The 24,634-nt window shown below is 69.2% G+C and carries 17 protein-coding genes; 9 read left to right on the top strand and 8 right to left on the bottom strand.

Annotated elements, in window-relative coordinates; translation table 11 throughout:
- Nucleotides 1-71 precede the first annotated feature (71 nt).
- From GRF61_RS00260 to GRF61_RS00250, 3 genes are all read left to right on the top strand, one after another.
- A complete protein-coding gene (locus GRF61_RS00260) occupies nucleotides 72-689 on the top strand; it encodes an NAD(P)H-dependent oxidoreductase (RefSeq protein ID WP_169148744.1) in 618 nt (205 codons plus the stop codon).
- A 290-nt stretch (nucleotides 690-979) separates the two neighbouring features.
- A complete protein-coding gene (locus GRF61_RS00255) occupies nucleotides 980-1,762 on the top strand; it encodes an NAD-dependent deacylase (RefSeq protein ID WP_169148743.1) in 783 nt (260 codons plus the stop codon).
- Nucleotides 1,763-1,833: 71 nt separating this feature from the next.
- Nucleotides 1,834-2,061, top strand: coding sequence for a DUF2798 domain-containing protein (locus tag GRF61_RS00250; RefSeq protein WP_169148742.1), 228 nt, complete (start codon nucleotides 1,834-1,836; stop codon nucleotides 2,059-2,061).
- A 125-nt stretch (nucleotides 2,062-2,186) separates the two neighbouring features.
- Here GRF61_RS00250 and GRF61_RS00245 read toward each other — a convergent pair whose 3' ends face one another.
- A complete protein-coding gene (locus GRF61_RS00245) occupies nucleotides 2,187-3,047 on the bottom strand; it encodes a DMT family transporter (RefSeq protein WP_169148741.1) in 861 nt (286 codons plus the stop codon).
- Complete coding sequence (locus GRF61_RS00240) at nucleotides 3,047-3,931, bottom strand: MurR/RpiR family transcriptional regulator (RefSeq protein WP_169148740.1); 885 nt, start codon at nucleotides 3,929-3,931, stop codon at nucleotides 3,047-3,049. The genes GRF61_RS00245 and GRF61_RS00240 overlap by 1 nt, the downstream gene beginning before the upstream one ends.
- 85 nt (nucleotides 3,932-4,016) lie before the next feature.
- Here GRF61_RS00240 and GRF61_RS00235 point away from each other — a divergent pair, with 85 nt between their 5' ends.
- Entirely contained in the window at nucleotides 4,017-4,913 is an 897-nt protein-coding gene (locus tag GRF61_RS00235) for an oxidoreductase (RefSeq protein WP_169148739.1), read from the top strand.
- Between the two features lie 255 nt (nucleotides 4,914-5,168).
- On the opposite strand, the gene GRF61_RS00230 is transcribed toward GRF61_RS00235, so the two are convergent.
- The 5 genes from GRF61_RS00230 to GRF61_RS00210 all read right to left on the bottom strand — a co-directional run bounded on the left by GRF61_RS00230 (nucleotide 5,169) and on the right by GRF61_RS00210 (nucleotide 17,439).
- On the bottom strand, nucleotides 5,169-11,993 hold the full coding sequence (locus GRF61_RS00230) for a hemagglutinin repeat-containing protein (RefSeq protein ID WP_169148738.1): 6,825 nt from the start codon (nucleotides 11,991-11,993) through the stop codon (nucleotides 5,169-5,171).
- A 16-nt stretch (nucleotides 11,994-12,009) separates the two neighbouring features.
- Nucleotides 12,010-13,734 (bottom strand): ShlB/FhaC/HecB family hemolysin secretion/activation protein, encoded by a 1,725-nt coding sequence (locus GRF61_RS00225; RefSeq protein WP_169148737.1) that lies wholly within the window; start codon nucleotides 13,732-13,734, stop codon nucleotides 12,010-12,012.
- 183 nt (nucleotides 13,735-13,917) lie between these two features.
- Complete coding sequence (locus tag GRF61_RS00220; RefSeq protein WP_169148736.1) at nucleotides 13,918-14,616, bottom strand: response regulator transcription factor; 699 nt, start codon at nucleotides 14,614-14,616, stop codon at nucleotides 13,918-13,920.
- Nucleotides 14,613-16,529: a sensor histidine kinase gene (locus GRF61_RS00215; RefSeq protein ID WP_169148735.1), complete on the bottom strand. Its 1,917-nt coding sequence runs from the start codon at nucleotides 16,527-16,529 to the stop codon at nucleotides 14,613-14,615. Before GRF61_RS00215 ends, GRF61_RS00220 begins: the two co-directional genes overlap by 4 nt.
- A 331-nt stretch (nucleotides 16,530-16,860) precedes the next feature.
- Complete coding sequence (locus GRF61_RS00210) at nucleotides 16,861-17,439, bottom strand: flavin reductase family protein (protein WP_169148734.1); 579 nt, start codon at nucleotides 17,437-17,439, stop codon at nucleotides 16,861-16,863.
- An 81-nt stretch (nucleotides 17,440-17,520) separates the two neighbouring features.
- On the opposite strand from GRF61_RS00210, the gene GRF61_RS00205 reads away from it, so the two are divergent.
- The gene (locus tag GRF61_RS00205; protein ID WP_169148733.1) at nucleotides 17,521-18,588 is read left to right on the top strand and encodes a PHB depolymerase family esterase; all 1,068 of its coding nucleotides are present in this window, start codon (nucleotides 17,521-17,523) and stop codon (nucleotides 18,586-18,588) included.
- A gap of 247 nt (nucleotides 18,589-18,835) precedes the next feature.
- The gene (locus GRF61_RS00200) at nucleotides 18,836-19,786 is read left to right on the top strand and encodes an AEC family transporter (protein ID WP_169148732.1); all 951 of its coding nucleotides are present in this window, start codon (nucleotides 18,836-18,838) and stop codon (nucleotides 19,784-19,786) included.
- A 10-nt stretch (nucleotides 19,787-19,796) separates the two neighbouring features.
- On the opposite strand, the gene GRF61_RS00195 is transcribed toward GRF61_RS00200, so the two are convergent.
- Nucleotides 19,797-21,626: an SLC13 family permease gene (locus GRF61_RS00195; protein ID WP_169148731.1), complete on the bottom strand. Its 1,830-nt coding sequence runs from the start codon at nucleotides 21,624-21,626 to the stop codon at nucleotides 19,797-19,799.
- Between the two features lie 384 nt (nucleotides 21,627-22,010).
- On the opposite strand from GRF61_RS00195, the gene GRF61_RS00190 reads away from it, so the two are divergent.
- The 3 genes from GRF61_RS00190 to GRF61_RS00180 all read left to right on the top strand — a co-directional run bounded on the left by GRF61_RS00190 (nucleotide 22,011) and on the right by GRF61_RS00180 (nucleotide 24,588).
- Nucleotides 22,011-22,364, top strand: a complete 354-nt coding sequence (locus GRF61_RS00190) for a hypothetical protein (RefSeq protein WP_169148730.1) — start codon at nucleotides 22,011-22,013, stop codon at nucleotides 22,362-22,364.
- Between the two features lie 325 nt (nucleotides 22,365-22,689).
- A complete protein-coding gene (gene trmA / locus GRF61_RS00185) occupies nucleotides 22,690-23,778 on the top strand; it encodes a tRNA (uridine(54)-C5)-methyltransferase TrmA (protein WP_169148729.1) in 1,089 nt (362 codons plus the stop codon).
- A gap of 255 nt (nucleotides 23,779-24,033) precedes the next feature.
- Nucleotides 24,034-24,588, top strand: a complete 555-nt coding sequence (locus tag GRF61_RS00180) for a flavodoxin (RefSeq protein WP_169148728.1) — start codon at nucleotides 24,034-24,036, stop codon at nucleotides 24,586-24,588.
- Nucleotides 24,589-24,634: the final 46 nt, after the last annotated feature.

Here is a 24,634-nt window from a genome sequence, read left to right as displayed (position 1 = left end):
CATCCTTCGTATGGTTTGGTAATTTAGGATTCATTGATTACCTAGTTCTTATTTTATCCTTAGGAGCCATCATGAGCCACATCCTACTGGTCACCTCAAGCCCCCGCGGGGCTGAAAGCCTTTCCACACGCTTCGCAACCGAGATCGCCGAAGGCCTCAAGGCTCGCTGTGGCGGTACGCTGACGGTGCGTGATCTCGCAGCAGACCCGTTTCCCCACATCACTTCTGCCTACGTTAATGGCCGCATCACGGCGCCAGATGCCCGGACGCCTGAGCAGGCTGAGGCAGTGCGGATCGCCCAGGAGCTGGTTGATGAGCTAAAGGCCGCTGACGTAGTTGTGCTTGGCTCGGGAATGATCAACTTCGGACCGTCCTCCCAACTCAAGGCCTGGTTTGATCACATCATTTGGCCAGCTGTCACTTTCGGCTACGGCGACACCGGGCCAAAAGGCTTGCTGACCGGCAAGAAGGTTTATCTTGTCGCCGCCGCCGGCGGCGTGTTCTCGGAAGGCGCCTGGGCACCGTTCGATTTCCAGAGCAACTACCTCTTGCACCTGCTCGGTTTCATCGGCCTCACTGATGTTGAACTGGTGCGCGTCGAAGGCACCGTGTTTGGCCCGGACGCGGCAAAGGCCGCCATCGCCAATACCGAGATGGCGGTGCAAACCTTGTTGGCGAAGGCGGCATGACCACGGGTGCGGAGAAGAGCGCTGTCCTGTTCGAGCGGGCATGGCTACTTGCACCCAGCGATGTCCTCACGCGCTACGCGGGGGCGATTCCGCTGCCGTTTCCCGCCGCTTGACCGGGTGACGCAGAAGTCGCGCGCGGCCTGGTCCCGATCGGGAGTCCAAGGCGTCCGACCATCAAGTGCGCATTTCGGACGCTGGCTTGAAGGGGCTGGCACCGAAAAGGTTGCGGCCTGCTGCGACCGCAGACGACTTCCGCTAGCCTTGCGCTTCTTCCGCACCCTCCCTTTCCCATGATGGATACAAGGCCCCCTCTCGCCGCCGCCCGCGATGCCATAAGCGCTGCCCGCCGCATCGTCATCTTCACCGGCGCCGGCATGTCGGCCGAGAGCGGGGTGCCGACCTTCCGGGATGCGCTCACCGGCCTGTGGGCGCGTTTCTCGGCGGAGGCGCTGGCGACGCCGGAGGCTTTTGCACGTGATCCTGAGTTGGTGTGGGGCTGGTACGAGTGGCGGCGGGCGCGGGTGAGGGCGGCGCAGCCGAACGCCGGGCATCGTGCGATTGCGGAATTCGCCGCCCGGCGGGCGGCGGAGGGCAGCGGCGGGGTGACGGTGGTGACGCAGAACGTGGACGACCTGCATGAGCGCGCCGGCGGCCCGGCGGCGGTGCACCTGCATGGCAGCCTGTTCGCACCGCGCTGCGGTGCCTGCGGCGCGCCGGGGGCATTCGCCACGGTGGAGCCGGTGGAGCCGGAGGGCGGCCGCAGGCTGGCGCCGCCGCGGTGCGAGCAGTGCGGCGGCGCGCTGCGGCCGGGCGTGGTGTGGTTCGGCGAGGGGCTGCCGGAGGCGGCATGGAGCGCGGCCTCGCAGGCGATGGATAGTTGCGACCTGGTGCTGTGCGTGGGCACTTCGGCGCTGGTTTATCCGGCGGCGGCCCTGCCGGAGCAGGCGCTGCGGGCGGGGGCGACGCTGCTGCAGGTGAATCCGGGGCATACCGCCTTCGATGCGCTGGCCCGCTTCAATCTCAAGGGTTCCGCCGCCACCGTGCTGCCTGCCCTGCTTTGCGGAAATCACTGATGTTGCAGCGCACACAGATGGCGGCGCACATGGCAATATCGAGTGATACCGATACAAGAGCCCCCACCCCGATGAGACTCAAGCCCCATCACGTCATGCCGGTCATGATGTCCGCCATCATGGCGTTCGTGATGACCGCGGTCATCACCCTCCTCAACCTCGGCCTCACGCCGGATTTCCTCAAGCTGTGGATGCACGCCTTCCTGCTGGCCTGGCCGATTGCCGCGGTGGCGGCCTTCTTCGCCATTCCGCTGGCGCAGCGGGCGACGCGCTTCATCACCGCCTTCGGTTCGGACTGAGCTTTTCCCGCCGCGAGGTGGCAAGAAACGGCGCGGCGCGGGATGTGCCGCGCCGCTTGCGTTCGGGCGGGGACTGCGCGCCGCATTGCAGCGGCGTCACCGCCCGGGCTTCTGCAGCCTGAGCGTCAGAACCCTATCGCCGCGATCCCGGCCAGCACGACCACCGCGCCGGCAATCCGGCGCGCGAGATGATCTTCGCGGAACAGCCTGCAAGCGAGCAGCGCGCCGATGACGATGGAGGACTCGCGCAGCGGCGCGACGAGCGCCACCGGCGCGCTTTGCATGGCGGTGAGAACGAGGATGTAGGCGAGCGGGGAGAACACCGCCACGATGAGTATGGGCACGGCGTCGGTACGGATGGCGGCCAGCAGCCGCGGCCGTTGGCGCAGCACGCCCGGGGCCAGGATCAGGCTCTGCCACAGCAGCGTGCCGGCCAGGTAGCTCACCGGGGCCAGGTGCAGCGAGGTGACCGCGTAGCTGTCCCACAGGGTGTAGCTGGCGATGGCGACCCCTGTGGCGATGCCCCAGCGCATTCCCTGGAGCGGGCGGCGGCTCCCGCTCCGGAACGGGTTGCCGGTGACGACCAGGATGCCGGCCAGGACAAGCAGGGCGCCGGACACGGCGATCGGGGTGAGCCGCTCTCCCAGCAGGAGGATGGCGAAGAGCATGGTCAGCAATGGCCCGGTGCCGCGGGCGATGGGATAGACCACGCCAAGCTCGGCGCGGTCGTAGCCGCGCTGCAAGGTCAGGGAGTACGCGGTGTGCAAGACAGCCGAGACCGCCGTGCCCACTGCGAGTCGCCAGTCCAGCGTTTGCTGCCCGTTGGCGACGAAGGCGAGGCCGATCGGGACGCATAGCAGGGCCGAGGCGCAGGTATAGGCGCAGACGAACAGCAAGGTGTCGCCCCGCTTGTACTTCGAGGCCAGATTCCACACCGCGTGGGCGACCGCCGCAGCGAGGACGACTGCGACCGTGCCGGGCTGCATCAGGAGATGTCGGGCAGGTCGATGCCCGCCCGTTCCGCCCGGCGGCTGCGCGCCGGGTCGCGCAGCGCCAGGGCGGCGACCAGCGCGTCGATGAGGACGAGTTGGGCCAGCCGGCTGCCCGCGGCCGCCATCTGCGCCGGCAGGGGCGCTCCGCCCACGACAAGCGCGATGTCCGCGAGCTTCGCCAGTGGCGTGCCGTACTGGTTGGTGACCGCGATGAGCGATGCGCCGGCAGAGGACGCCGCATCGGCGATGGCGAGCGTCGTCGAGGTGCGTCCGGTCGAGCTGACGGCGATGACGACGTCGCCCGGCCCCAGGAGCCGCGTGGCGATCATCGCCGACAGATAGTCCGGGATGCCGATGGTCGTCGCGCCCACCGCGCGCAGGCGGAAGACGGCGTCGGCGGCGACCGTCGCCGACGTGCCGGCGCCGAATGCGATCACCTGGCGCGCAGCCAGGATGGTATCGACCGCCTTGTCGAACGCAGCGAGTTCGACCGCCCCGCCTAGCGCGGCCAGGGCGTCGGCGCCCGCGCGGATGGCGGTTTCCAGCACGGTGGCCGAGGTCGCATCCGCGGCAAGTGCCTCGGGTGGCGCGAAGAACCGGGTGGTGCCGCGCGCGCGGGCGATCTCCATCTTGAGCTCGGCGAATCCGCCGAACCCGATCGCACGCGCAGCTCGAACCACGCTCGGCGGCGAAACGCCGGCACGGGCGGCTACCTGCGCGGTGGTGCTCTCGCCGACAAACAACGGATCGGCGAGCAGCAGCGCGACGACTTTTGCCTCACTCGCGGCGAGATCGCCACAGCGCGCCTGGATGTTCCCGATCAGTTGCACCAGGCGTGCATCGATTCCTGTAATTTCATTACTTGAATAATTGTCCATGTGTAATAAATTACATTGGGCGTGGGGGCATCACAAGCAGCCGCTGGGCAGGTGCCTCCCAGCAAGGCCGGAGGAGTCCGTTTCGATGAACGCAGAATGCGATGCATCCGTCGTTGTACTGGGCCCGGGGGCCATCGGCACCACGATTGCGGCGGCGCTGCACGAGGCCGGCCGCAGGCCCTTGCTGTGCGGCCGTACGCCGCGCGATAGCCTGACGCTGCGGGATGGTGAGCGTCTCGTCGTCGTTCCCGGTCCGGTGTGGACCGATCCCGCACGGATCGGGCGCAAGGCCAGGGTCGTCTTTCTCGCGGTCAAGGCGACGCAGACCGCGGCGGCCGCAGGATGGCTGGCGGCCTTGAGCGGCCCGGAAACCGTGGTGTGCGTGCTGCAGAACGGGGTCGAGCAGATGGAAAACGTCAGCCCGCACTGCCCCCACGGCCAGATCGTTCCAGCGGTCGTGTGGTTTCCCGCCCAGGCGCAATCCGACGGTTCGGTGCGCTTGCGCGGCGACGTGCGCATCAGCCTGCCAGTCACCTTGGCTGCCGGCGTGGTGGCACAGGCGCTGCAAGGCACGCGATGCGCGGTGGAGCTGGCCCCGGATTTCAACTCCCTGGCCTGGCGCAAGCTGCTGCAGAACGCGGTGGCCGGGCTCATGGCGCTCACACAGCGTCGCGCGGGCATGTTCCGCCGGGCCGACATCTCCGGGCTGGCCCTGGACTACCTGCGAGAGTGCCTGGCGGTGGCCCGCGCCGAGGGGGCTGAACTGGGCGACGAGGTGCCGCAGGCCATCCTCGACGCCTTCCAGGCCGCCGCAGCCGACATGGGCACCTCCATCCTGACGGATCGCGAAGCCGGCCGGCCACTCGAATGGGATGCCCGCAACGGCGTCATCCTGCGCCGGGGCCGGGCGCACGGCATTCGGACGCCGATTGGCGATGTGCTGGTGCCGCTCCTGGCCGCCGCGAGCGACGGCCCGGGCTGATCCTGCGGACATGCCCTCGCCGCGGGAGGCTTCGCCGTCATCGTGAAGTCCGCCGGCTGGAGGAAAGCGGCCGTTACGGCTGCAATACCGGATCGGCCCAGGCCTTGATGAATGCCGCGCAGGGCGCTTGGGCGCAGGCCGGCAAAGTCCGGTGCCGGAGTCGGGGTGAGAGGAAAAAAGGCCGCTGGCGGAGGGTTTCCGCCAGCGGCCTTTTGCTTGCGCCCCGTCCTCGCGGCCGGGGCGTCGTCGGCGGGCTTACTTGCCGATGTTGATGTTCACCCCCTGGCTGGAGCTGGAGCTGCTGCTGCCAACCGCGGCACCCATGCCGTAGCCGCCGGAGCCGCTGTCCTCGCTGGTGCCGGTCTTCTCGTTGCTCTTGTTGCCGCTGGAGGCGCTGGCGGCGACGCCGACTTCCACCGAGGTGCTGGAACTGCTGCTGTTGGCCGACTGGGTGACCAGCTTGCCGCCGGTTTCCAGGCCGCCGCTGGCGGCGTTGACCTGGGTGCCCTGCAGCGTGGTATCGCCACCGCTCTTGATCGTCAGGTTGCTGCCGGCGTTGATGTTGGCGCCGGTCTGCGTCACCGACTTCTCCTTGGCCACGCCCACGCCCAGTTCCGCCGAGGCGGACTTCTCGCTTGACTTCTCGCCGGTCTTTTCGTCGCTCCCGGACTTGCTGGAGCCGGCGACGCCGACGCTGACGTCGGTGGAGGAGGAGGAATAGGTGTCGGTGGTGGCGGTGATGGAGACGTTGCGGGCGGCATCCACGGTGACGTTCTCGGCCGCATCCACGTTGGTGCCTTCCAGCTTGACGTCGCCGCTGCGCGCCTTGACCGTGACGCTGCCGCCGGAGGAGCCGACCGAGCCGGCGGTGGAGGTGCTGGAGTTCATGCTGGAGGTGCCGACGCCAACGTTGGCTTCGCCTTCGCCACCGCCGCTCTCCACCTTGGCGGAGACGCCGACATCGACCTTGGTGGAGGACTCGGAGGCGGTGCTCTTGGCCGCGCTGATGGTGACGTTCTCGCCTTCCAGCGAAACGTCGCCGCCGGCCTGCAGCGCGGTGCCTTCGAAGCTGGCGTTCTTGCCGGCGCTGACGGTGAGCTTGCCGCCGCTGTTGATGCCGCCGGTGACCGCTTCGCTGGAATCGGCGCTGCTCTTTTCCACGCCCACGCCCACCGAGGCTTCGGCCGACTTGCCCTCGGCGGTCTTGCCGCCGCCGACGCCGACTTCCACCGAGGTGCTGCTGCTGCTCTCGGAGGAGGTGTTGCGGGCGGCGTCGAAGGTGACGTTGCCACCGGCGGCCACCGTGGTGTCGCCGGCCGATTCGATGTTGGTGCCTTCGAAGCGGGTGTCGCCGCTGGTCTTCACCGTCACGTTGCCGCCGGAGCTGATGCTGCCGGTGACCGCGGTGGAGGACGAAGACTTGCTGTTGCTGTTGCCGACGCCGACGTTGACGCTGCCGCTGGCTTCGTCGCCCACCACCGCCACCTTGGCGGAGACGCCCACCGACACGTCGGAGGACTTCTCGCTGCTGGAGCTGGTGTTGCGGGCGGCCTGGAAGTCCACATCCGAGGCCTCCAGGCTGACGTCGCCGCCGGCCTGGATGTTGGTGCCCTGCAGCGTGGTCTTGCCGCTGGAGGCGCTGCTGACGTTGCCGCCGGCCTTGATGTTGGAGGTCACCGCCTCGCTGCTGCTGGAGGTGGAGGACGAGCTGCTCTTGGAGGCAGACGCCTCGAAGCCGACCGTGACCGCCGCCCCGGTTTCCGTTTCGCCGCTGCTGTTGGCGCTGGCGCCGGCGTTGGCACCGGCGGTGAGGCCGATCTTCAGGCTGCTGCTGTCGCTGCTGGTGGACGAGTAGCTGGTGTTCTCCGCCGCCAGGCTCTTGATCTCGCTGGCGCTCTGCGTGAAGTTGCCGCCAGCTTCGATCTGCGTGCCCTGGTCGGTGATGGTGCCGCTGGCGGTGCGCGTCATGTTGCCGCCGGAGCTCAGGCTGGAGGTCACCGCGGTAGTGGTCTGGTCAACACCCGAGGTCTTGGAGTTGCTGGCGGTGAGGCCCACACCCACGCCGACTTCGGCCTTGGCTTCGGCGCTGCCCTCGGCGCCGCCCGCCTGGCTGGCCGAGCCCTTGGCACCGGCGCTCGCGCTGGCGCTGCCTTCCACGTAGAGGCCGGCGGTGGTGGTGTTGCTGCTGTAGGTGCTGGTGTGCACATCCTGCGCGGCGGTCACCGAGATGTCCTTGGCGTCGACGTTCATGTCGCCGCCGGAGGCCACGTTGGAGCCCTGCACGTTCACCTGGTTGGTGGCGGTGATGTTCATGTTGCCGCCGGACTTCAGCACCGAACCCTGGTTGACGATGTCCAGTTCGCTGCTCTTTTCGGACTGGGTGCGCAGGCCGATGGTCGTGGACGACGAGGCGTTGGCCGAGGCTTCCGCGCTGGCATCGCCGCTGGCGCCGGCCAGCCCGGCACTGCCATTGGCACCCGCCTTCGCGCCCGCATCCGCCTGGCTGTCGGTGAAGAAGCCGAGCGAGGTGGTTTCGGTGGTGGTGGTGCTGGTGTGGATGTCCTGCGCGGCGAGGATGTTCACATTCTCGGCCTTCACATCCAGGTTGCCGCCGGCGGACACTTCGGCGCCCTTCAGGGTGACGTCCTGTTCGGCCTTGATGGTGGCGTTGCCGCCGATGTTCAGCGTGGCGGCGCGGTTGGTCACGTCCAGGGTGTTGGTCTGGGTGACCTGGGTCTGCATCAGGTTGACCTGGCTGCTGTTGCTGGCCGAGGCCGCCGCGCTGGCGCTGGCCGAGGCTTCGGTGCCGCCGGCGCTGGCGCCCGCCTTGGCCGCCGCTTCCGAGTCGCCGGAAGAGCTGGTCGACAGGAAGGTGGTGGTCTCGGTGCGGGTGCTGCTGGTGTGCACATCCTGGCCGGCCAGCACCTGCACGTTCTTGGCTTCGATGTTGCCGTCGCCGGCGACGTTCACATCCGAACCCTGGATGGTCATCGTCTCGCCCGCCTTCAGGTTGGCGTTGCCGCCGACGTTGAGGGTGGAGGCGACGTTGGTGCCGTCGAAGGTGTCGGTGGTGGTCTTGGTGCTGCCATACACGCCGCCGCCGACGCCCACGCCGGACTGGGAGCTGGAGGTGCTGGTGGACACCGTGTCCTGGCGGGAGACGATGTTGAGGTTGCCGCCGGCGTCGATGTCGGCATCGCCGCCGATGTTGGCGGTGCTGCCGGCCAGCGTGGTGTCGCCGCCGCTCTTGATCTTCAGGTTGCCGCCGGTCTCCAGGTTGGAGCCGATGTTGGTGACGGTGGTGGTGCTGGTGCTGGAGCTGGAACTGCTCAGGAAGCCGCTGGACTTGCTCGCGCTGGAGGTGGTGGTCTTGTCCTGCACGGTGTCGAAGGTGACGTCGCCACCGGCCGCCAGCGAGGCATCGCCGCCGGCCTTCACGTCGGCGCCGAGCACGGTGATGTTCTTGGCCGCGTCCAGCGACAGGTCGCCAGTGGCTTCGATGCCGCCGGTCTTGCCGATCACCGTGTTGTAGGACTGTTCGTTGCCGGTGCCCTGGGTGTAGGTCTGGTTGACGATGTTGCCTTCGGTGGAGGTCACCGAGACGTTGCCGCCCTTGATCGTGCCGCTGGTGTTGGTGATGTCGCCGGTGGCCTCGATGTTCAGGTTGCCGCTGCCGGCGATGGTGCCGCCGGTGTTGGCGACGGTGTCGGCCTTGATCTTGGTGTTGGTGGCGACGATGACCGCGCCGGTCTCGATGCCCTCGCGGGTGCTCTGCGCCAGGTAGACCTGCGGGGTCAGCACCTTGACGCCGTTCACCACGGTTTCGACCATCCACACGATGTCTTCGGTGAGTCCGGCCAGTTGCGCCGCGGTCGGCGCCACGCCATAGCTCAGGCCCAGCTTGGTGCCTTCGTTGTACGCGTTGTCGTACAGCGCCTGCAGCTGCGCGGCTTCGTTTTCCTGGCCCTTGAGCAGGTTGTTGCCGGTGGCGGCGATCAGCTGCTGGCGGACGAGGTTGGCTTCGTAGTTGGCGTCGCCCAGCTTCTTGGTGGTGACGTCCGGGTTGTAGCCGTAGCGCACCGACAGGTAGTCGGAGGCGACGAAGTTGGAGCCGACCGCGAACAGCGGGTTGGTCTCGATCAGGTACTCGGAATCCGGATTCTTGCTGGTGACGAAGTAACCGTTCGGATTGGTCGGCAGGCTGAAGACAAGGCCGCCGAGGTTCACCGTGCCGGGGCTGCTCGCCGTGGAGACCGTGGGCGCGGTGGCCGCGCCGCGCACGGTATCGCTGACCGAGGTCGGGAAGGGCGAGCCTTCGTTGTTCAGCGCGCCGCCGGTGAAGGTGAGGTTGGTGGCGTGGATGCCGGCGCCGTAGTTGGCGATCACCGTGTAGGAAACCGGCTGGCGGCCGGCGTCGGCGACCGACTTGGCGTCGCCATAGCTGCCGACCTGCACCCAGCCGGAGCCCGGATTGTAAGTGTCATAGTTCTCGCCGCCGGCATCGTTCGGATGAGGCGCAGAGGCGTTGCCATTGATGCGTGCCCAGTAGGCGTACTCATAGTTGGCGCAGCTGACCAGGACGGTGAAGGTGCAGTCGGAGATGTAGATCCACTGCTTCTTGAAGTCGTACTCGTAGAGCGAGAAATCCTGGTTGGTGAAGGTGCCGGTACCGGTGATGGCGACGGTGGGCGCGGAGATCAGCGCCATGACGTTGGAGCCGCTGGCGCCGTAGTTCAGGTCGATGCGGGTGCCGGAGATGATCTGCGCCTTCTGCGTCGGCACGGTGCCGACCAGGGACTCGACCACGTGCACCGTGCTTTCCTTCACCGCGATGTCGGAGCCGCCATAGCCCGGGCCGCTCTCTTCCCACAGGTAGGCCAGGGTGCTGTCCCCGCCCACGTCCGTCAGCGTCTCGCTCTTGGTCGGCAGCGCGCCGCCGGTGATGTTCTGGAAGCTGTTGGTGACGCCAATGTCGATGTTGCCCAGCGCGACGATGGCGTTGGCGTTGATGAAGTCCTTGCTGCGCGCGGTGAAGCTGCCGTTGCTGTCTATCGTGCCGCTGGCGGTGTTGTTGATGGTGCCGTTGTTGGCGGTCAGGTTCAGCGCCTGGCCGGCGTAGAAGGCGCCGTCGTTGATGATGTTGAGGCCGCTGGTGACGCCCAGGGTGCTCAGCGAGGAAATGCCGCCGGTGCCGGTGTTGGCCAGGCTGCCGGCGTTGATGGTGAAGTTCCCGGCGTTGTGGATGGCGCCGCGGTTGATCAGCGCGCCGCTGACGGTGATGGTGGAGGCGGCGTTGGCGGCGCTGCCGAGCAGCATCACCGCGCTGGCGACGTCGTTGGTCAGCGAGGCCAGCTGCAGGGTGGAGCCGTTGGTGGCCTGGATGCGGCCGGCGTTGGTCAGCGTGGTGCCGCCGTTCAGGATCAGGGTGTCGCCGTTGATGCTGGCGCTGGCTTCGTTGTTCAGCGTGGTGGAGGTGAGCGCCAGCTCTGCATCCGAGGAGATCAGGCCGCCGCTGCGGTTGGTGACGGTGACCAGGTCGAGGTCGGCATTGCCCGTGGCATAGACGGTGCCGTAGTTGTTCAGGCTGTTGCCGTCGAAGTCCAGGGTGTTGGCGCTGCTGATCTTGCTGCCGGCGTCGATGCGGGTGCCGCCGGTGACGGCGATCTGCGCCGCGTTGCTGGAGCTGATTTCGCTGTTGCCGGTGAGCACCAGGGCTTCGCTGCCGCCGCTGGAGACGGTGAGCGTCAGCTTGCGGGTGGCCGCGCTGCTGTCGCTGCCGGCGTAGAGCTTGGCGCCGTCGGCGCGCACGGTGGTGGCTTCGGCGCTCAGGTTGTTGCCGGCGCCCCAGCTGGAGCCGGTGATGTCTGCGGCGTTGGCGATGTCGATGGTCGCATCGCGCTTGGCGAAGCGGCTGCCGCCGCTGGAGATGTCGTTGAGGCTGGCGGCGACGAGGTCGAGGTCGCGGCCGGCATAGAGTTCGGCGGAGGCGAGCTTGACGCCGCCGGTGATGTCCAGCGTGAGGTCGCGGTCGGCGCTCAGCTTGGCGTTGTCGCCGTTCAGGAACAGCGCATCGGCGTTGGCGGCGGTGGTGGTGACGGCGAGGTCGCGCGCGGCGCTGATGGACGACTGGATCTCGATCTTGCCGGCGGCGGTCAGGGTGAAGTCGTCGCCGGTGGCGGCGACGTCGCCGCGCATGTTTACCCCGATGCCGTCTTCGGTGGCGACCAGGCGGATGCGGTTGGCGTACATGCCGCCGAGCGCGGTGGAGTCGATGGCGTAGCTGGGCGCGTCGTCGGTGGCGGCGACTTGGCCGGTCACCTGGCGGTTCACATAGCTCCAGCGGTTGGTGCCGGTGAAGATGCCGACGTCCTGGCCGTTGAGCTTGCCGTCGAGCACCACGTTGCGGGTCACCAGGTCCAGCACCTGCTGGGCGGTGGCGTCCAGGCCGTTGCCGGACACCAGGATGTCGCCGCGGCTGACGGCGAAGCCGGCGACGCTGCCGTCGGCGTTGAAGCCCGGCGTGCCGGTGGTCAGGGTGACGCGGTCGGTGTTGATGAAGCCGCAGCCGGAGCAGGTGATGCCGTAGGGGTTGGCGACGATGACATCGGCCTTGCCGCCGACCACTTCGGTGTAGCCGGCCAGCGTGCTGCGGCGGGTGGACACCACCTCGTTCAGGATGACGGTGGCTTCCTTGGCGAGGTTGAGGTTGGCCATGACCTGGCCGGCGAGCTGGGACTGGCGGGCAACCTGGTCGGAGTTGCCGTTGTTCAGCACCAGGCCGTTGGTTTCGACGTCGTAGCGGGTGTACTGGTTGTGCGACACGCCGGCGGCGTTGGCGGTGTTGATGTTCACCACCGGCACGCCGTTGGGCGAGATGAAGGCGTTGGTGTTGCCGCCGGTGGGCACCACCGTGGTGGCGGGGTTCACCTGGGCGAGCACGGTGCCGGCGCTGCCCAGCAGCACGGCGGCGGCGAGCAGCTTCTTGGCGCTCTTGCCCTTGCCGCGGCCGCGGGCGGTTTCGGCGGCGACGACGAAGCAGCGGTGGAGTTCGCTCCAGATCAGGCGGTAGGCGTGGTTCATGGCGAGTTCTCCGTTATCAGATGGCGTAGGTGAGGCGGAACCAGGTCTGGTAACCCTCGCTATGGAATTGGTGCGGCGCGGAAATCGGGTGGGTGGTGAACAGTTCCCAGTTCAGGCCCTTCCACGCCACCGAGGCGCCGACGGCGGCGCCGGTCATGCTGCCTTCGGGAATTTCGGCGGTGCGGTTCCACACCCGGCCGGTGTCGAGGCCGACGAAGAAGCGGGTGTTGAAGCTCTGGTTGCCGACGGCAACCGGCTTGCGCATCGACAGTTCGTTGCGCCAGTAGTAGCCGTGGTCGCCGGACAGGTTGTTGTCGGTGAAGCCGCGCACCGAGTAGAGGCCGCCGATGGTGATCTGCTCGGAGCCGTACAGGGTGTGCATGGCCACCTGGCCGGTCACCGAGCTGGTGAACAGGAAATTCTCTTCCAGCGCGCGGAAGGGGCGGGTGTAGTCCAGGCTGTAGCGCCACTTGTCGAACTGGGCGCGCGGCGCCCAGTCGGGCAGGTTGTCGGCATCCTGCAGCGCGCTGAGCTGGTGCAGGCCCTTGGAGTAGCCGATGGTGATGGCGAACACGCCGCCGGCCAGGGCAGTGGAGAAATTGGTGTCCAGGTCGAGGATGGTGAGCTTGCGCGAGCTCACGCCCAGCAGCTGGCCGGCGAGGTAGCTGCGGGTTTCCTTGGCGGTGATGGCGGCGCCGACGCCGAAGCGGCTCACCTGGTCGCGGTAGGCGACGTGGTCCAGCCGCAGCGAGGTGTTGTCGCTGATGCCGTTGGCCTTGAGCACCTGGCCGCCGGCGGTGTAGAGCCGCGAGGTGTATTCGGACTGGCTGGTGGTGAAGGTCAGCAGGCTGTAGCCGAAGGGGATGGAGGCGAAGAAGCTGTCGCTGATCGACTTGGTGCGGGCATCCGGGTCCGGCACCGCCTCGCGGTGGGTGGCCATGATGAATTCGTTGAGGCCGAACAGGCTGTCGGCGCTCACGGTGAAGCCGTACTGGTGGCGGCCGGTGGAGCGCGAGCCCTGGTTGTCCACCGTGAAGCTGGCGTGCAGCGGGTAGCTGGAGGCGTTGCGGATCACCACCGTGCTGGCGCCGCTCTCGCTGCCGGGGCGGATGTCCATGCTGGCGTTGTTGGACTGCAGGCGGTTCAGCTGGTCTATGCCCTGTTCCAGGTCGCGCAGGTCGAGGATGTCGCCTTCGACGCCGGGAAAGGCGGTGACCAGCGAGGCGCGGCCGTTCTCGTCCTCGAACATGATCTTCTCGACCTTGCCTTCCACCACCAGGATCTCGAGGCGGCCCTTGGTCAGGTCCTGCGGCGGCAGGTAGGCGCGGGTGGTGACGTAGCCGCGGTCGATGTAGTCCTTGGTGATCTCCGCCAGCAGGCGCTCGATCTCGACCACGCCCAGGCACTGGCCGACGAACTGGCTGGTGATCTCGTCGCGCTTCATCGCCCACATCTTGTCGGCGCCGGTGATGACGATCTCGTTGATGTCGCGGCACTTGGCGCCCAGCGCCGGCACCTTGATCTCCGGCGTCAGCTGGCGGGTGTCGGTGCCGCCCGGCGGCAGCTGGCGCAAGGCGTCCTCACGGTCGCGCTGGATGCGGTCCTGCTCCTGGCGCTGCAGCTGCTCCGCCTGGCGACGGGCGTTCTCCAGGTCGGCGGCCGACTGGGCGTAGGCAGCGGTGCTGCCGAAGGCGCAGCAGATGGCTGCGGCGATGGTGATGCGCTTGGCGGTGAGTTGCATTGCCCCTTGCTTCCTCGTGGCGAATTCGAGCGGCTCCCGGAAATGGAAGCCTGCGGTCTGCGGGCAATGCTAAGGAGTCAGAATTTGTCAAAGCTGACCAAATCTGACGAATTGCGTGAATTATTGTCACGGTCGCCGGAAAGGCGACGGATGGGGCGCCGTCCGGGGGCGGGAAGCCTCCCCTCAGACGCGTTGCAGCGGCGCGGCGAAGATGTAGCCCTGGCCGCGCAGTGCGCGCAGCGGGTTGTCGCCCCCGCTGCCGGCCTCGGCGCCGGTGGCGAGGCAGTCGGCCAGCTTGCGGCGCAAGCGGCTGATGAGGGTTTCCAGCCGGCGTTCGTCGTAGGCGAGGTAGTCCGCCCCCAGCGCTTCGATGAGGCTGCGGCGGCTGGCCTTGTGGTCCTCGGCGTCGGCCAGGGTGCCGAGGATGGCGCACTCCAGGCCGGACAGCGCGATCTCGCCGGCCGGCCCGTGCAGGCGCAGCTGGCGGGTGTTGAGGCGCCAGCCGGGGTTGCGCTCCAGGCCGAGGCGGCGGGCCAGGCTCTTGATCGCCGCCGCCAGCTCGCGCATGTCCACCGGCTTGCCCAGATACACGTCCGCACCGCCTTCCAGGCCGGTGATGCGTTCTTCCGTGCCGCTGCGGGCGGTGAGCATCAGGATGCCCATGGCCGGCCGGCTGCGGCGCAGGCGGCGGGCGATGGAGAGGCCGTCTTCGCCGGGCAGGCCGAGGTCTAGCACCAGCACGTCGCAGCCGCGGCCGGCGAGGCTGGCGTCCAGCTCGACGCCGTTGCCGACGCCGGCGACGTCGAAGCCTTCGCGTTCGAGATTGAAGACGACGTCGTCGAGCAGGTCGGCGTTGTCCTCGACCACGGTGATGCAGATCATGCGTTCTCCAGGGTGGGATGCAGGGGCAGGCAGATGCGGAACAGGGCGCCGCCGCCGGGCCGCGTCTCCACCGCGGCGCTGCCGCCATGCACGTTGGCGATGCGGCGCACCAGGTAGAGGCCGAGGCCGGCGCCGGGAATGTCGCCGAGGCCGGTGCCGCGCACATAGCGCTCGAACACCTCCTCCCGCAGGTTCTCGGCGATGCCGGGGCCGCGGTCCATCACCTCGACGGCCGCCATGGCGCCGGCACCGGTGCCGGACAGCCCGGTGGCGATCACCACCGGGCTGCCGGGCGGGCCGTATTTGAAGGCATTGTCGATCAGGTTGACCAGGGCCACCCGCAGCAGCGCCGGGTCGCACTGCAGGGGCGGCAGCGCACCGCTGCGCAGCTGCACCCGGCCGTCGGCGGCGCCGTACTCGGCGGCGATGCGCTCCACCAGGGCGTTGAGGTCCACCGCCTCGCGGCGCGGGGCGAGGCGGTCGTCGTCCACCCGGTCGTGGGTCAGGAACTGCTCCACCAGGCCGTTGATGCGGCGCACCGCGCGGCGGATGCGGTCGTGGCGGCGGGCGACGTCCGGCGGGGCGCCGCCCAGCAGGTGGGCGAGGGACTGCACCGCGCCGTCTATCATCGCCAGCGGCGTCTTCAGCTCATGCGACAGCATGGCGAGGAACTTGCCCTGCTCCTGGCGGGCGTGGCGCTCGTTCTCCAGCTCGCGCTGGGTCATCGCCACCCGCTGCAGGGCCTCGCGGCGTTCCTCGTCGATGGCGCGGGCGCGGGCGGCCACCGCCAGGTGCATCACCAGCACGCTGCACATGATGCCCATCTGGTTGCCATAGACGATCCACAGATTGCCCGGCAACACGCCCAGCATGGTCAGGGTGGCGGCGAACACGCCGAACATGCCGGCGCAGTAGGCGAGGAAGACGAGCACGCCGCCCACCTGGCCGCGCCGCCACATCCGCGCCGCCAGCCAGGTGCACAGCAGGCTCATCGCCGTCACGTACCACAGCAGCTTGCCGGCGAGCAGGGTGTAGTGGCCGGTGAATACCGCAGGGATGACCAGCAGCGGCAGCAGGCACAGCCCGTGGAACAGCCAGTTCAGCACCGGCCGGTTGCGGTCCACCAGCAGCAGGCGGCGGAAAAAAGGCGCGCCGGAGGCGATCACCAGCGGTCCGCCGGCGCTCACCCAGGCGTCGGTCACCGCCGGATGGCCGGGCAGGAAATACTCCGCCGCCAGGCCGTTGGAGCCGTAGAAGAACACCCCGGTGACGGCGAGGTAGAGCAGGTAGTGGCCGGTGAGGCGGTCGCGCACCGTCGCCCACTGCAGCAGGTTCAGCAGCAACACGGCGAACAGCAGGCCGTAGTAGATGCCGAGGGCGCCGTACTCGCTGCGCTTGGCGAGCTGGAATTCGTCCGGCTGCCACAGCTCCAGCGCCACCAGCGAGGTGCTGGTGGTCTGCAGCCGCAGGTAATACACCTGCCGCCCGGCCTCCGGCGGGTGAAGGCGGAAGACGAAGCCGCGGTAGGCCACCTCGCGGGCGGCGAAGGGCTGGCGGTCGCCGGCGCGGCGCTCGCCATAGCCGCCGCCGGGCAGGGCTTCGTACAGGCGCAGGTCGTCCAGGTAGGGCGGCTGCACTTCCAGCCATTGCTCGCCGCCGGCGGTGGTATCCACCGCGATGCGCAGCCAGCGCACCTCCATGCTGTAGCCGGCCGACAGGCTGGTGCCGCGCAGCAGCTGGAAGCGGCCGGCGGCGGCCGGAGCGCTCACCGTGTCTATGGTCTCGCTGCCGGCGCTGTCCACCAGCACCGCCACTTCCGCGATGCGCCCGGCCGCCTGCGCCTGCGCGCCGCCGAGCAGCAGCGCCAGCAGACAGGCAGCGAGCCAGGGGCGGAAGTTGAGGGCGGAGCGCACGGGACGGGTAGCGGGGCAGGATGGAGGAAGGGCAAAAGCGGGGCGTAATTTACCCGAGCGTGTAAGGATTTCCATCCAACTCCGACACGCAGGATGCGCTGCGCTAGCGGCGGAAATCGCCCGGCCCGCCGTGGAGCTGGGGCCCCACAACCGCCCAGCTCCGCGGACTTACCTCCCCTCTCCCCTCGCGGGAGAGCGGCCGGGGGAGAGGGGGCCGCCGCGCGGGACTACAACGTCGCCGCCCCTTGCAGGAGAAGCCGCGCTTCGCTTTCTCCGCCTACGCCCCACGAGGGGAGAGGCAGTCCGCCTCGCCGCTGGTCCGCGGTTCAACTCAGCTGCGCCCAGGCACTTCGAAGGCTTCCCCGGTGACGAAGAAATGCCCTCCGGCCACATGGTGGATGGTGCGCTGTGCCGGGCTGGGAAATTGCCAGTGGCTGTCGGGGAAGACTTCGGCCTCGGCCCAGGCGGCGATCACCTCGCCGAGGAAGAGGTCGTAACGCTGCTGGATGTGCGGTTCGGGAATGAGTCTGCATTCCAGCCAGGCCACGCAGCCGGCCACCAGCGGCGCGGCCACCTTGGCGGCGGGGTAGCTCTCCAGCCCGAGTTCGGCGAATTTGTCGCCGTCGTGGCCGGTGGTGGAGCCTATTTTCACCACGGTGGCGGCCATCGCCCGCGACGGCAGGCCGATGACGAATTCGCCGGAGGCTTCCAGCAGCTCGCGGGTGTAGGTGCTGCGGTCTATCACCACCGCGATCTTGGGCGGCTCGAAGTCCAGGGTCATGTTCCAGGCCGCCGCCATGACATTGCGGCGACCGCCGTGGGCGCTGGACACCAGCACCGTGGGGCCGTGGTTGAGCAGGCGATGGGCCTTGGGCAGGGGGACCGGAACGATGTTGGAGGGAAGCGACATGGGCGTGGCCTCGGGCGGGGGTGATGGGAGCGGATTATCAGCGGAAAGCGTGCCCGGCGCGGCGCTCGCGGGGGACTGCCCATGAGGCGCAAGCGCGGCCGCTGGATAGGCGCCTGGTTCGACCTCGCCCGCAGCGGCGCGCGCGCCGCCGAACAGCTGAGCCGCGTCGGCGGGCGGGCAAGCGCCAGCCGCGGCAAGGCGCTGCGCAAGGCGGCGACGCACCTGGCCAGCGGCGTGGTGACGCCGTCCGCGCCGGCGCCCGCCACCGCCAAGGTGCGCGGCGGCGGCCGCTGGGTGGAGGGCCGCTGGGGCCTGGGGCCGCTGGCGATGCGCCACTACCGCCTCTACCTGCCGCCCGGCGCCAGCCTGCGCCGGCCGCTGCCCCTGCTGATGCTGCTGCACGGCTGCGGCCAGGACGCCGCCAGCTTCGCCACCGCCACCGGGGTGGCGGCGGTGGCGCGTGCCGCCGGTTTCGCTGCGCTACTGCCGGAGCAGGCGCGGGAGGCGAATCCGCAGCGCTGCTGGAACTGGTTCCGCGGCGAGGCGGTGCTGCGTGCCGAGGAGGCGATGCTGATGGCCATCGTCGACCATGTCTGCAACCTGCATCCGCTGCGGCGCGACCGCCTGTTCGTGCTCGGCCTTTCCGCCGGCGGCGCGATGGCGGCCAGCCTGGCGCTGGCCTACCCCGGCCGCATCGCCGCCGCCGGCAGCCATTCCGGTGCCGCGCCCTGCGCCGCCGGCAATTCCACCGAGGGCCTGCAGGCGATGCGCGGCCGCCGCGCGCCGGACCTCGCCCGCGCCCGCCGCCAGCTCGCCGGCAAGCTGCCGCCGCCGCTGATCCTGATCCACGGCGAAGCCGACCGCAGCGTGGCGCCGGCCAACGCCGAGGCCACCGCCCAGCTGTGGCGGGAGCTGGCAGCGGCGCAGCGGTTGAAGGTGAGCGCGCCGCGCACCGCCCGCAGCGGCCGCCGCCATCCTGCCACCGTGGCCGACTGGGGCTGTGCCGGCCGGCCCTATCTGCGCCTGGTGCGCATCGCCGGCCTGGGCCACGCCTGGAGCGGCGGCCACCGCCAGCAGGCTTTCTCCGATCCGCAGGGGCCGGATGCGCTGAAGCTGGCGTGGCGCTTCTTTCAGCGCTGCGTGGACTGAGGGCGGGGCGGCCTGAACGGCGGCCAGAGCATCGCCGGCGCCAGGCGGGCAGAGAGCAGGGGCGGTTTGCTTGCTTCCACGACGCACAGATTGCGGCACGGGGCGGAACAGTGCCGGCAAGTGGCCGCCATGCCGTCTGGATGAACGCGGTTTCGCCGCGTCTTTTTCCCAGGCCGCCGAGCATTGTTCCCGCCGGAGCCGGCGCGTAGAGTTGCGCCCTTTGTCGCAGCGGCGGGCGGTAGCGGTCATGGCGGAGTTCTTCGGCGTCCTGGGTTTTTCCTTCACCGTCACCGGGCCCATCTTCGTGCTGCTGGGGCTGGGCGTGCTGCTGATGCGCACCGGCATGCTCACCGATGCCTTCGTCGCCGTCGGCTCGCGGCTGGTGTTCACCATCGCCCTGCCGACGCTGATGTTCCTCGCCATCGCCCGCACCCGCATCGAGGATTCCGCCAACCCGGCGCTGATCGCCTTCGGCCTGGGGATGACGCTGGCGGTCTATCTGTTCATGGAATGGGTGGCCAGGGTGTTCGTGCAGCCGGCGCGCGACCGTGGCGTGGTGGTGCAGGGCGCCTTCCGCTCCAACATGGGCATCATCGGCCTGGCCTATTGCGTGAACGCCTATGGCGAGGCCGGGCTGGCGGCGGCTTCGCTGTACATGGGCATGGTCACCATCCTGTTCAACGTGCTGGCGGTGGTCACCCTCAGCCGCTCGCTGCACAAGAGCCAGGGGGTGGGGCGCATGCTCAAAGGCATCGTCACCAATCCGCTGATCATCGGCATCGTGCTGGCGCTGCCGGTGTCCTGGCTGCAAGTGCCGCTGCCGAAAGTGATGATGCAGGCCGGCAAGTACGTGGGCGACCTCTCTCTGCCGTTGGCGCTGCTATGCACCGGCGCCTCGCTGGACTTCAAGAGCCTGCGCGCCGAGATGGGCAACACGCTGATCTCCACCCTGGGCAAGCTGGTGCTGGTGCCGCTGCTGTTCACCCTGGGCGCGATGGCGCTGGGCTTCCGCGGCATCGAGCTGGGCATCGTCATGCTGATGGCCTCGGCGCCCACCGCGGCGGCCAGCTATGTGATGGTGCGCGCCATGGGCGGCAACGCCACGCTGGCGGCCAACACCATCGCCCTCACCACGCTGGGCTCGCTGCTGTGTACCAGCGTGGGGGTGATGGTGCTGCGCGGGCTGGGAATGATGTGAAGGCGTTGCGCTAGAGCGGAAACAGCCACGGCAGCACCAGGATGCTCAGCGCCATCACCAGCGCCGTGAAGGGCACGCCCACCCTCACATAGTCCATGAAGTGGTACTTGCCCGGCCCCAGCACAAGGGTGTTCACCGGCGAGGACACCGGCGTCATGAAGGCGGCGGAGGCGGCGATGGCGACCGTCATCGCGAAGGGCAGCGGCGAGGCGCCGACCTGGCTGGCGGTGGCGACGGCGATGGGTGCCATCAGCACCGCGGTGGCGGTGTTGGAGATGAACAGGCCGACCACCGCGGTGAGCAGGAACAGCGCCGTCAGCAACATGCGTGGCGAGCCGTCGCCGGCGACCTCCAGCAGGCCGCCGACGATGAGGTCTATGCCGCCCGTTTTCTGCAGCGCGGTGGCGAAGGGCAGCATGCCGACGATGAGGATGAGGCTCTGCCAGTTGATGGCGCGGTAGGCGCTGTCCAGGTCGATGCAGCGGAAGGCGCCCATCAGCAGGCAGCCGAGGAAGGCGGCGATGACGTTGGGCACCGCGCCGCTGATCATCAGCGCCACCGTGAAGGCCAGCGTGGCCAGGGCGAAGGGCGCGCGGCGGGCGGCGGGCGCGGCCTCGTCGATTTCCGCCGGCAGGCTGAGCACCAGGAAGTCGTGGCCCTGCGCCTGCAGCAGGCGGATGGCCTTCCAGGTGCCTGCCACCAGCAGGGTGTCGCCGACGCGCAGCTTCTTGCCGAGGAAATCCGCCACCGCGCCGCGGCGCCGGCGCAGGCCGACGACGTTGAGGCCGTGCTGGGAGCGGAAGCCCAGCTCCAGCACCGTCTTGCCGATGAGGCTGGAGTCCGGCGGCACCGACACTTCGGCCAGGCCGAGGTCGCGCGACTGGTCGGTGAAGTAGTCGCCCTTGAAGGCGCGCGGCTGCAGGTGCATGGACTCGCAGAAGTGGCTGAGGTCGGTCTCCGCCTGCAGGAAGTCCACCAGGATGACGTCGCCGGCGAGGATCTCGCGGCTGGCGCCCGGGTTGAGCAGGATGGGGCGGAAGTGGCGCTGGCGTTCCACGCCGACCACGTTGGCGCCGAAGCGGCTGCGCAGGTGCAGCTCGCCCAGGGTATGGCCGACCAGCGGCGAGCCGTGGCCCACATGCAGCCGGCGGGCGCGGCCGGCGAGGCCATAGTCGCGCACCAGGTCGCGCAGGCGGCGGCGCGGGCGGGCGGCGGCGCCGGCGCCGTGGCGGCTGCGGTCCAGCCAGCGCCGCGCCACCAGCATGTAGCCCACGCCCATCACCAACACCAGCAGGCCCATCGGGGTGAAGGAGAAGAAGCCGAAGCCGCTGTGGCCGGTGCGCGCCAGCTCGCTGTTCACCACCAAGTTGGGCGGCGTGGCGACCAGGGTGAGCATGCCGCTGATGAGGCCGGCGAAGGAGAGCGGCATCATCAGCCGGCCGGGGGAGATGTCCAGCCGGGCGGCGACGCTGAGCGCCACCGGGATGAAGATGGCGACCACGCCGGTGGAGCTCATGATCGAACCCAGCCCGGCCACCGCCAGCATCAGCAGCACCAGCAGCCGGGTTTCGTCGCTGCCGGCGCGCGCCACCAGCCAGTCGCCCACCCGGTAGGCGATGCCGGTGCGCACCAGCCCTTCGCCGATGACGAAGAAGGCGGCGATCAGCAGCACGCTGGGCTCGCTGAAGCCGGCCAGCGCCTCCGGCACCGTCAGGATGCCGCCCAGCACCAGCGCCACCAGCGCGATCATCGCCACTACGTCCATGCGCGGCCGGTTGACGATGAAGGCGACCACGCAGGCCGCCAGCAGACCGAACACCAGCAGGATGTCGGTGCTCATGCGGCGGTCCTCCGCGGGGGCGGCGATTGTCGGGCCGCGTGCGCCGGATGGCTGGCACGGGAATGGCCGCCGGTTCCAGGCAGGGGTTCGGCGGCGGCCGCAGGGGCGGAGAGCGGGGCAGGGAGCAGGGCGCGATGCAGCGTCATGGAGGCGGAAGGTGGAAGGCGGGAAAAAGGCGGAGCCACGGGGCGGAACGCCGCATATTGCCGGCGCCCGGCTGGCCCAGGCAATGCCCGGCGAATCCGCCGCCGGGGCGTCTGGCGGCCGGCCGCGCGCCGATGCGAGCATGGCGGCAATCGGTTACGGTAGGAATCTTTTCCGCCGTCAGGGCTCTGACTCCTTACATTTTTTCATCGCAGCGCTGACGCTGCCGCAAGGAAACCCATGTATTCACAGCAAAGAAACGCCTTCTACGAACGCCTCTCCCGTCCCCAGGGCGGCCCGCCCAGCCTGCTGCAGAAGATCGTCGCGGTGCTGAGCACGCTGGCCCTGTTCGCGGTGTCGCTGATGTTCTCGGTGGTCTTCTTCGCCATCGTCCTCACCCTGGGCGCCGTCGCCTGGGGCTACCTGTGGTGGAAGACCCGCGCGGTGCGCCGCCAGATGCGCGAACGCGCCGCGGCGGCCGGTGCAGCAGCGGGCAGCGCCCAGCGTGGCCGTGGCCCGGCGGATGGCGCCGGCGGCGGCATGGTGATCGAGGGCGAGGTGATCCGGGAGGTGCGGGAGGATGAGCGGCGCTGAGGCCGGCGCCGGCTTCGCGCCGTATCCTGATGCACCAGGCTGAGCGCCGCGCCCGCGGCGCTTGTCTTTTCCCCGGACGATGCGCCTGCTTCCTTCCCCGCCAGGCGTAGCCCGCCCCAAAGCTTTCCGGCGCGTACTTCTCCTTCCGCCCGCAGCGGCACGGAGCTCCCGGACGCGGTGAAACCCTGGCGCCGGGGCTTTCCTCCCGCCGCGCCATCCCTGAGCAGTTCTTCCGCGGCCGCCGCGCCGCTACGCGGTATAGTCCGCCCCTCGCCGCGCCGGCCTCGCCTCGCGCGGCGCCCTCTTCTCATCTTCCTGCTTCGCCATGCCGCTGCCCCAGATAGATCCCGCGAACTACGCCGCCCAACTCGCCGACAAGGTGTCCCGCTACAAGCAGGATTTCGCCGCTTACGGGCTGCCGGAGCCGGAGGTGTTCGCCTCCGCGCCGCTGCACTACCGGCTGCGGGCGGAGTTCCGCATCTGGCATCACGATGGCCGCATCGACTACGCCATGTTCGACCCTGCAGCGCCCAAGACGCCGGTGCTGCTGGCGGATTTCCCGCCCGCGGCGGCGCCGATCGCGCGCGCCATGCCCCTGCTGCGCGACGCGGTGCAGGGCGTGGAGGCGCTGAAGCGCAAGCTGTTCCAGGTGGAATTCCTGGCGACGTTGAGCGGCGAACTGCTGGTGAGCCTGGTCTATCACCGGCCGCTGGACGAGGCCTGGGAAGCGGCGGCGCGGGCGCTGGCGGCGGAGCTGGGCGTGCTCATCATCGGCCGCAGCCGCAAGCAGAAGATCGTGCTGGAGCGGGACTGGCTGCTGGAATCCTTCGAGCTGGATGGCCGCCAGCTGCGCTACCAGCAGTTCGAAGGCAGCTTCACCCAGCCCAACGGCGAGGTGAACCGCCACATGCTGCGCTGGGCGCGCGCGCAGGCGGCCAACCTCGGCGGCGATCTGCTGGAGCTGTACTGCGGCAACGGCAACTTCACCGTGGCGCTGGCGCCGCTGTTCGGCCGCGTGCTGGCGACCGAGATGAGCAAGACCTCGGTGGCGGCGGCGCGTTACAACCTGGAAGCCAACGGGGTGGACAACGTCACCCTGGTGCGGATGGCGAGCGAGGAGCTGAGCGACGCCTTCGCCGGCGGCCGCGAGTACCGCCGCCTGCAGGGCGTGGAGCTGGCCGGCTACCGCTTCTCCACGCTGTTCGTCGACCCGCCGCGCAGCGGACTGGACGCGGCCACGCTGGCGCTGGCGGCCGGCTTCGACCGCATCCTCTACATCTCCTGCAATCCGCAGACGCTGCGCGACAACGTTGCCGCGCTGCAGGCCAGCCACCGCATCGCCGCCGCCGCCGCCTTCGACCAGTTCCCCTACACCCACCACCTGGAGTGCGGCGTGCTGCTGGCGCGGCGCTGAACCGGGCCTTTTCTCCGCCGGTGGGTGCCGGCTTCTCCCTGTTTCTCCGCGCCGGCGCGGGCCGGTACGCCTCTTGCGATGACCGGCTGGCAGACGCAGCCGGTCGAACGTCGACGCGCGCCAGCGCCGGCCCTGCCTGGCTTTCCAGCCGGCGGCGGGGCGCCCGCGCATGTGCGGCACGCGACAAAGCCGCCGGCGTGGTCGCATCCGCAACCCTGCGTCCTGCACCCGACCACTCAAGGGACGCCCACCACCATGGACAAGATCGGCATCTTCTTCGGCACCGAAACCGGCACCACCCGCCTCATCGCCAAGAAAATCCACAAGAAGCTGGGCGACGAGATCGCCGCCAAGCCGCTCAACGTGACCCGCATCGAACCGGCCGAGATGCTGCAGTACGACGCCCTCATCCTCGGCACGCCCAGCTACGGCAACGAGCAGATCCCCGGCCTCGCCGCCGGCTGCCTGGAGCCGAACTGGCAGGAATTCCTGGTGAAGCTGGACAAGCACACCGACTTCTCCGGCAAGCGCATCGCCCTCTTCGGCCTGGGTGCGCAGGAGCGCTACTCGGAACGCTTCTGCAGCTCGCTAATGCGGCTGTACGAGGTGTTCAAAGGCTACGGCGCCGAGATCGTCGCCGACGACTGGCCCACCGAGGGCTACACCTTCCAGCAGTCGGCGGCGGTGAAGGACGGCCGCTTCGTCGGCCTGGTGATCGACGAGCGCACCCAGGGCATGTACACCAACGACCGCATCGACACCTGGGTGGCGAAGGTGAAGCCGCTGCTGCTGGAGAAGGTGGCGGCCTGAGGGCGGATGCCGCCGCGCCCTTGGCGCGGCTTCGGTGCGCGCATGC

Source organism: Azoarcus sp. TTM-91 (assembly GCF_012911025.1).
GTDB lineage: Bacteria > Pseudomonadota > Gammaproteobacteria > Burkholderiales > Rhodocyclaceae > Azoarcus.
Note: the sequence above shows the minus strand (reverse complement) of the source record. Positions and strands in the feature narration are given on the sequence as shown.

Coding starts and splice junctions, on each gene's coding strand:
- GRF61_RS00205 (WP_169148733.1), top strand. CDS start 17,521: ATGAGGCGCAAGCGCGGCCGCTGGATAGGCGCCTGGTTCGACCTCGCC.
- GRF61_RS00195 (WP_169148731.1), bottom strand. CDS start 21,626: ATGAGCACCGACATCCTGCTGGTGTTCGGTCTGCTGGCGGCCTGCGTG.
- GRF61_RS00210 (WP_169148734.1), bottom strand. CDS start 17,439: ATGTCGCTTCCCTCCAACATCGTTCCGGTCCCCCTGCCCAAGGCCCAT.
- GRF61_RS00180 (WP_169148728.1), top strand. CDS start 24,034: ATGGACAAGATCGGCATCTTCTTCGGCACCGAAACCGGCACCACCCGC.
- GRF61_RS00255 (WP_169148743.1), top strand. CDS start 980: ATGATGGATACAAGGCCCCCTCTCGCCGCCGCCCGCGATGCCATAAGC.
- GRF61_RS00225 (WP_169148737.1), bottom strand. CDS start 13,734: ATGCAACTCACCGCCAAGCGCATCACCATCGCCGCAGCCATCTGCTGC.
- GRF61_RS00245 (WP_169148741.1), bottom strand. CDS start 3,047: ATGCAGCCCGGCACGGTCGCAGTCGTCCTCGCTGCGGCGGTCGCCCAC.
- GRF61_RS00190 (WP_169148730.1), top strand. CDS start 22,011: ATGTATTCACAGCAAAGAAACGCCTTCTACGAACGCCTCTCCCGTCCC.
- GRF61_RS00220 (WP_169148736.1), bottom strand. CDS start 14,616: ATGATCTGCATCACCGTGGTCGAGGACAACGCCGACCTGCTCGACGAC.
- GRF61_RS00250 (WP_169148742.1), top strand. CDS start 1,834: ATGAGACTCAAGCCCCATCACGTCATGCCGGTCATGATGTCCGCCATC.
- GRF61_RS00235 (WP_169148739.1), top strand. CDS start 4,017: ATGAACGCAGAATGCGATGCATCCGTCGTTGTACTGGGCCCGGGGGCC.
- GRF61_RS00200 (WP_169148732.1), top strand. CDS start 18,836: ATGGCGGAGTTCTTCGGCGTCCTGGGTTTTTCCTTCACCGTCACCGGG.
- trmA (WP_169148729.1), top strand. CDS start 22,690: ATGCCGCTGCCCCAGATAGATCCCGCGAACTACGCCGCCCAACTCGCC.
- GRF61_RS00240 (WP_169148740.1), bottom strand. CDS start 3,931: ATGGACAATTATTCAAGTAATGAAATTACAGGAATCGATGCACGCCTG.
- GRF61_RS00260 (WP_169148744.1), top strand. CDS start 72: ATGAGCCACATCCTACTGGTCACCTCAAGCCCCCGCGGGGCTGAAAGC.
- GRF61_RS00230 (WP_169148738.1), bottom strand. CDS start 11,993: ATGAACCACGCCTACCGCCTGATCTGGAGCGAACTCCACCGCTGCTTC.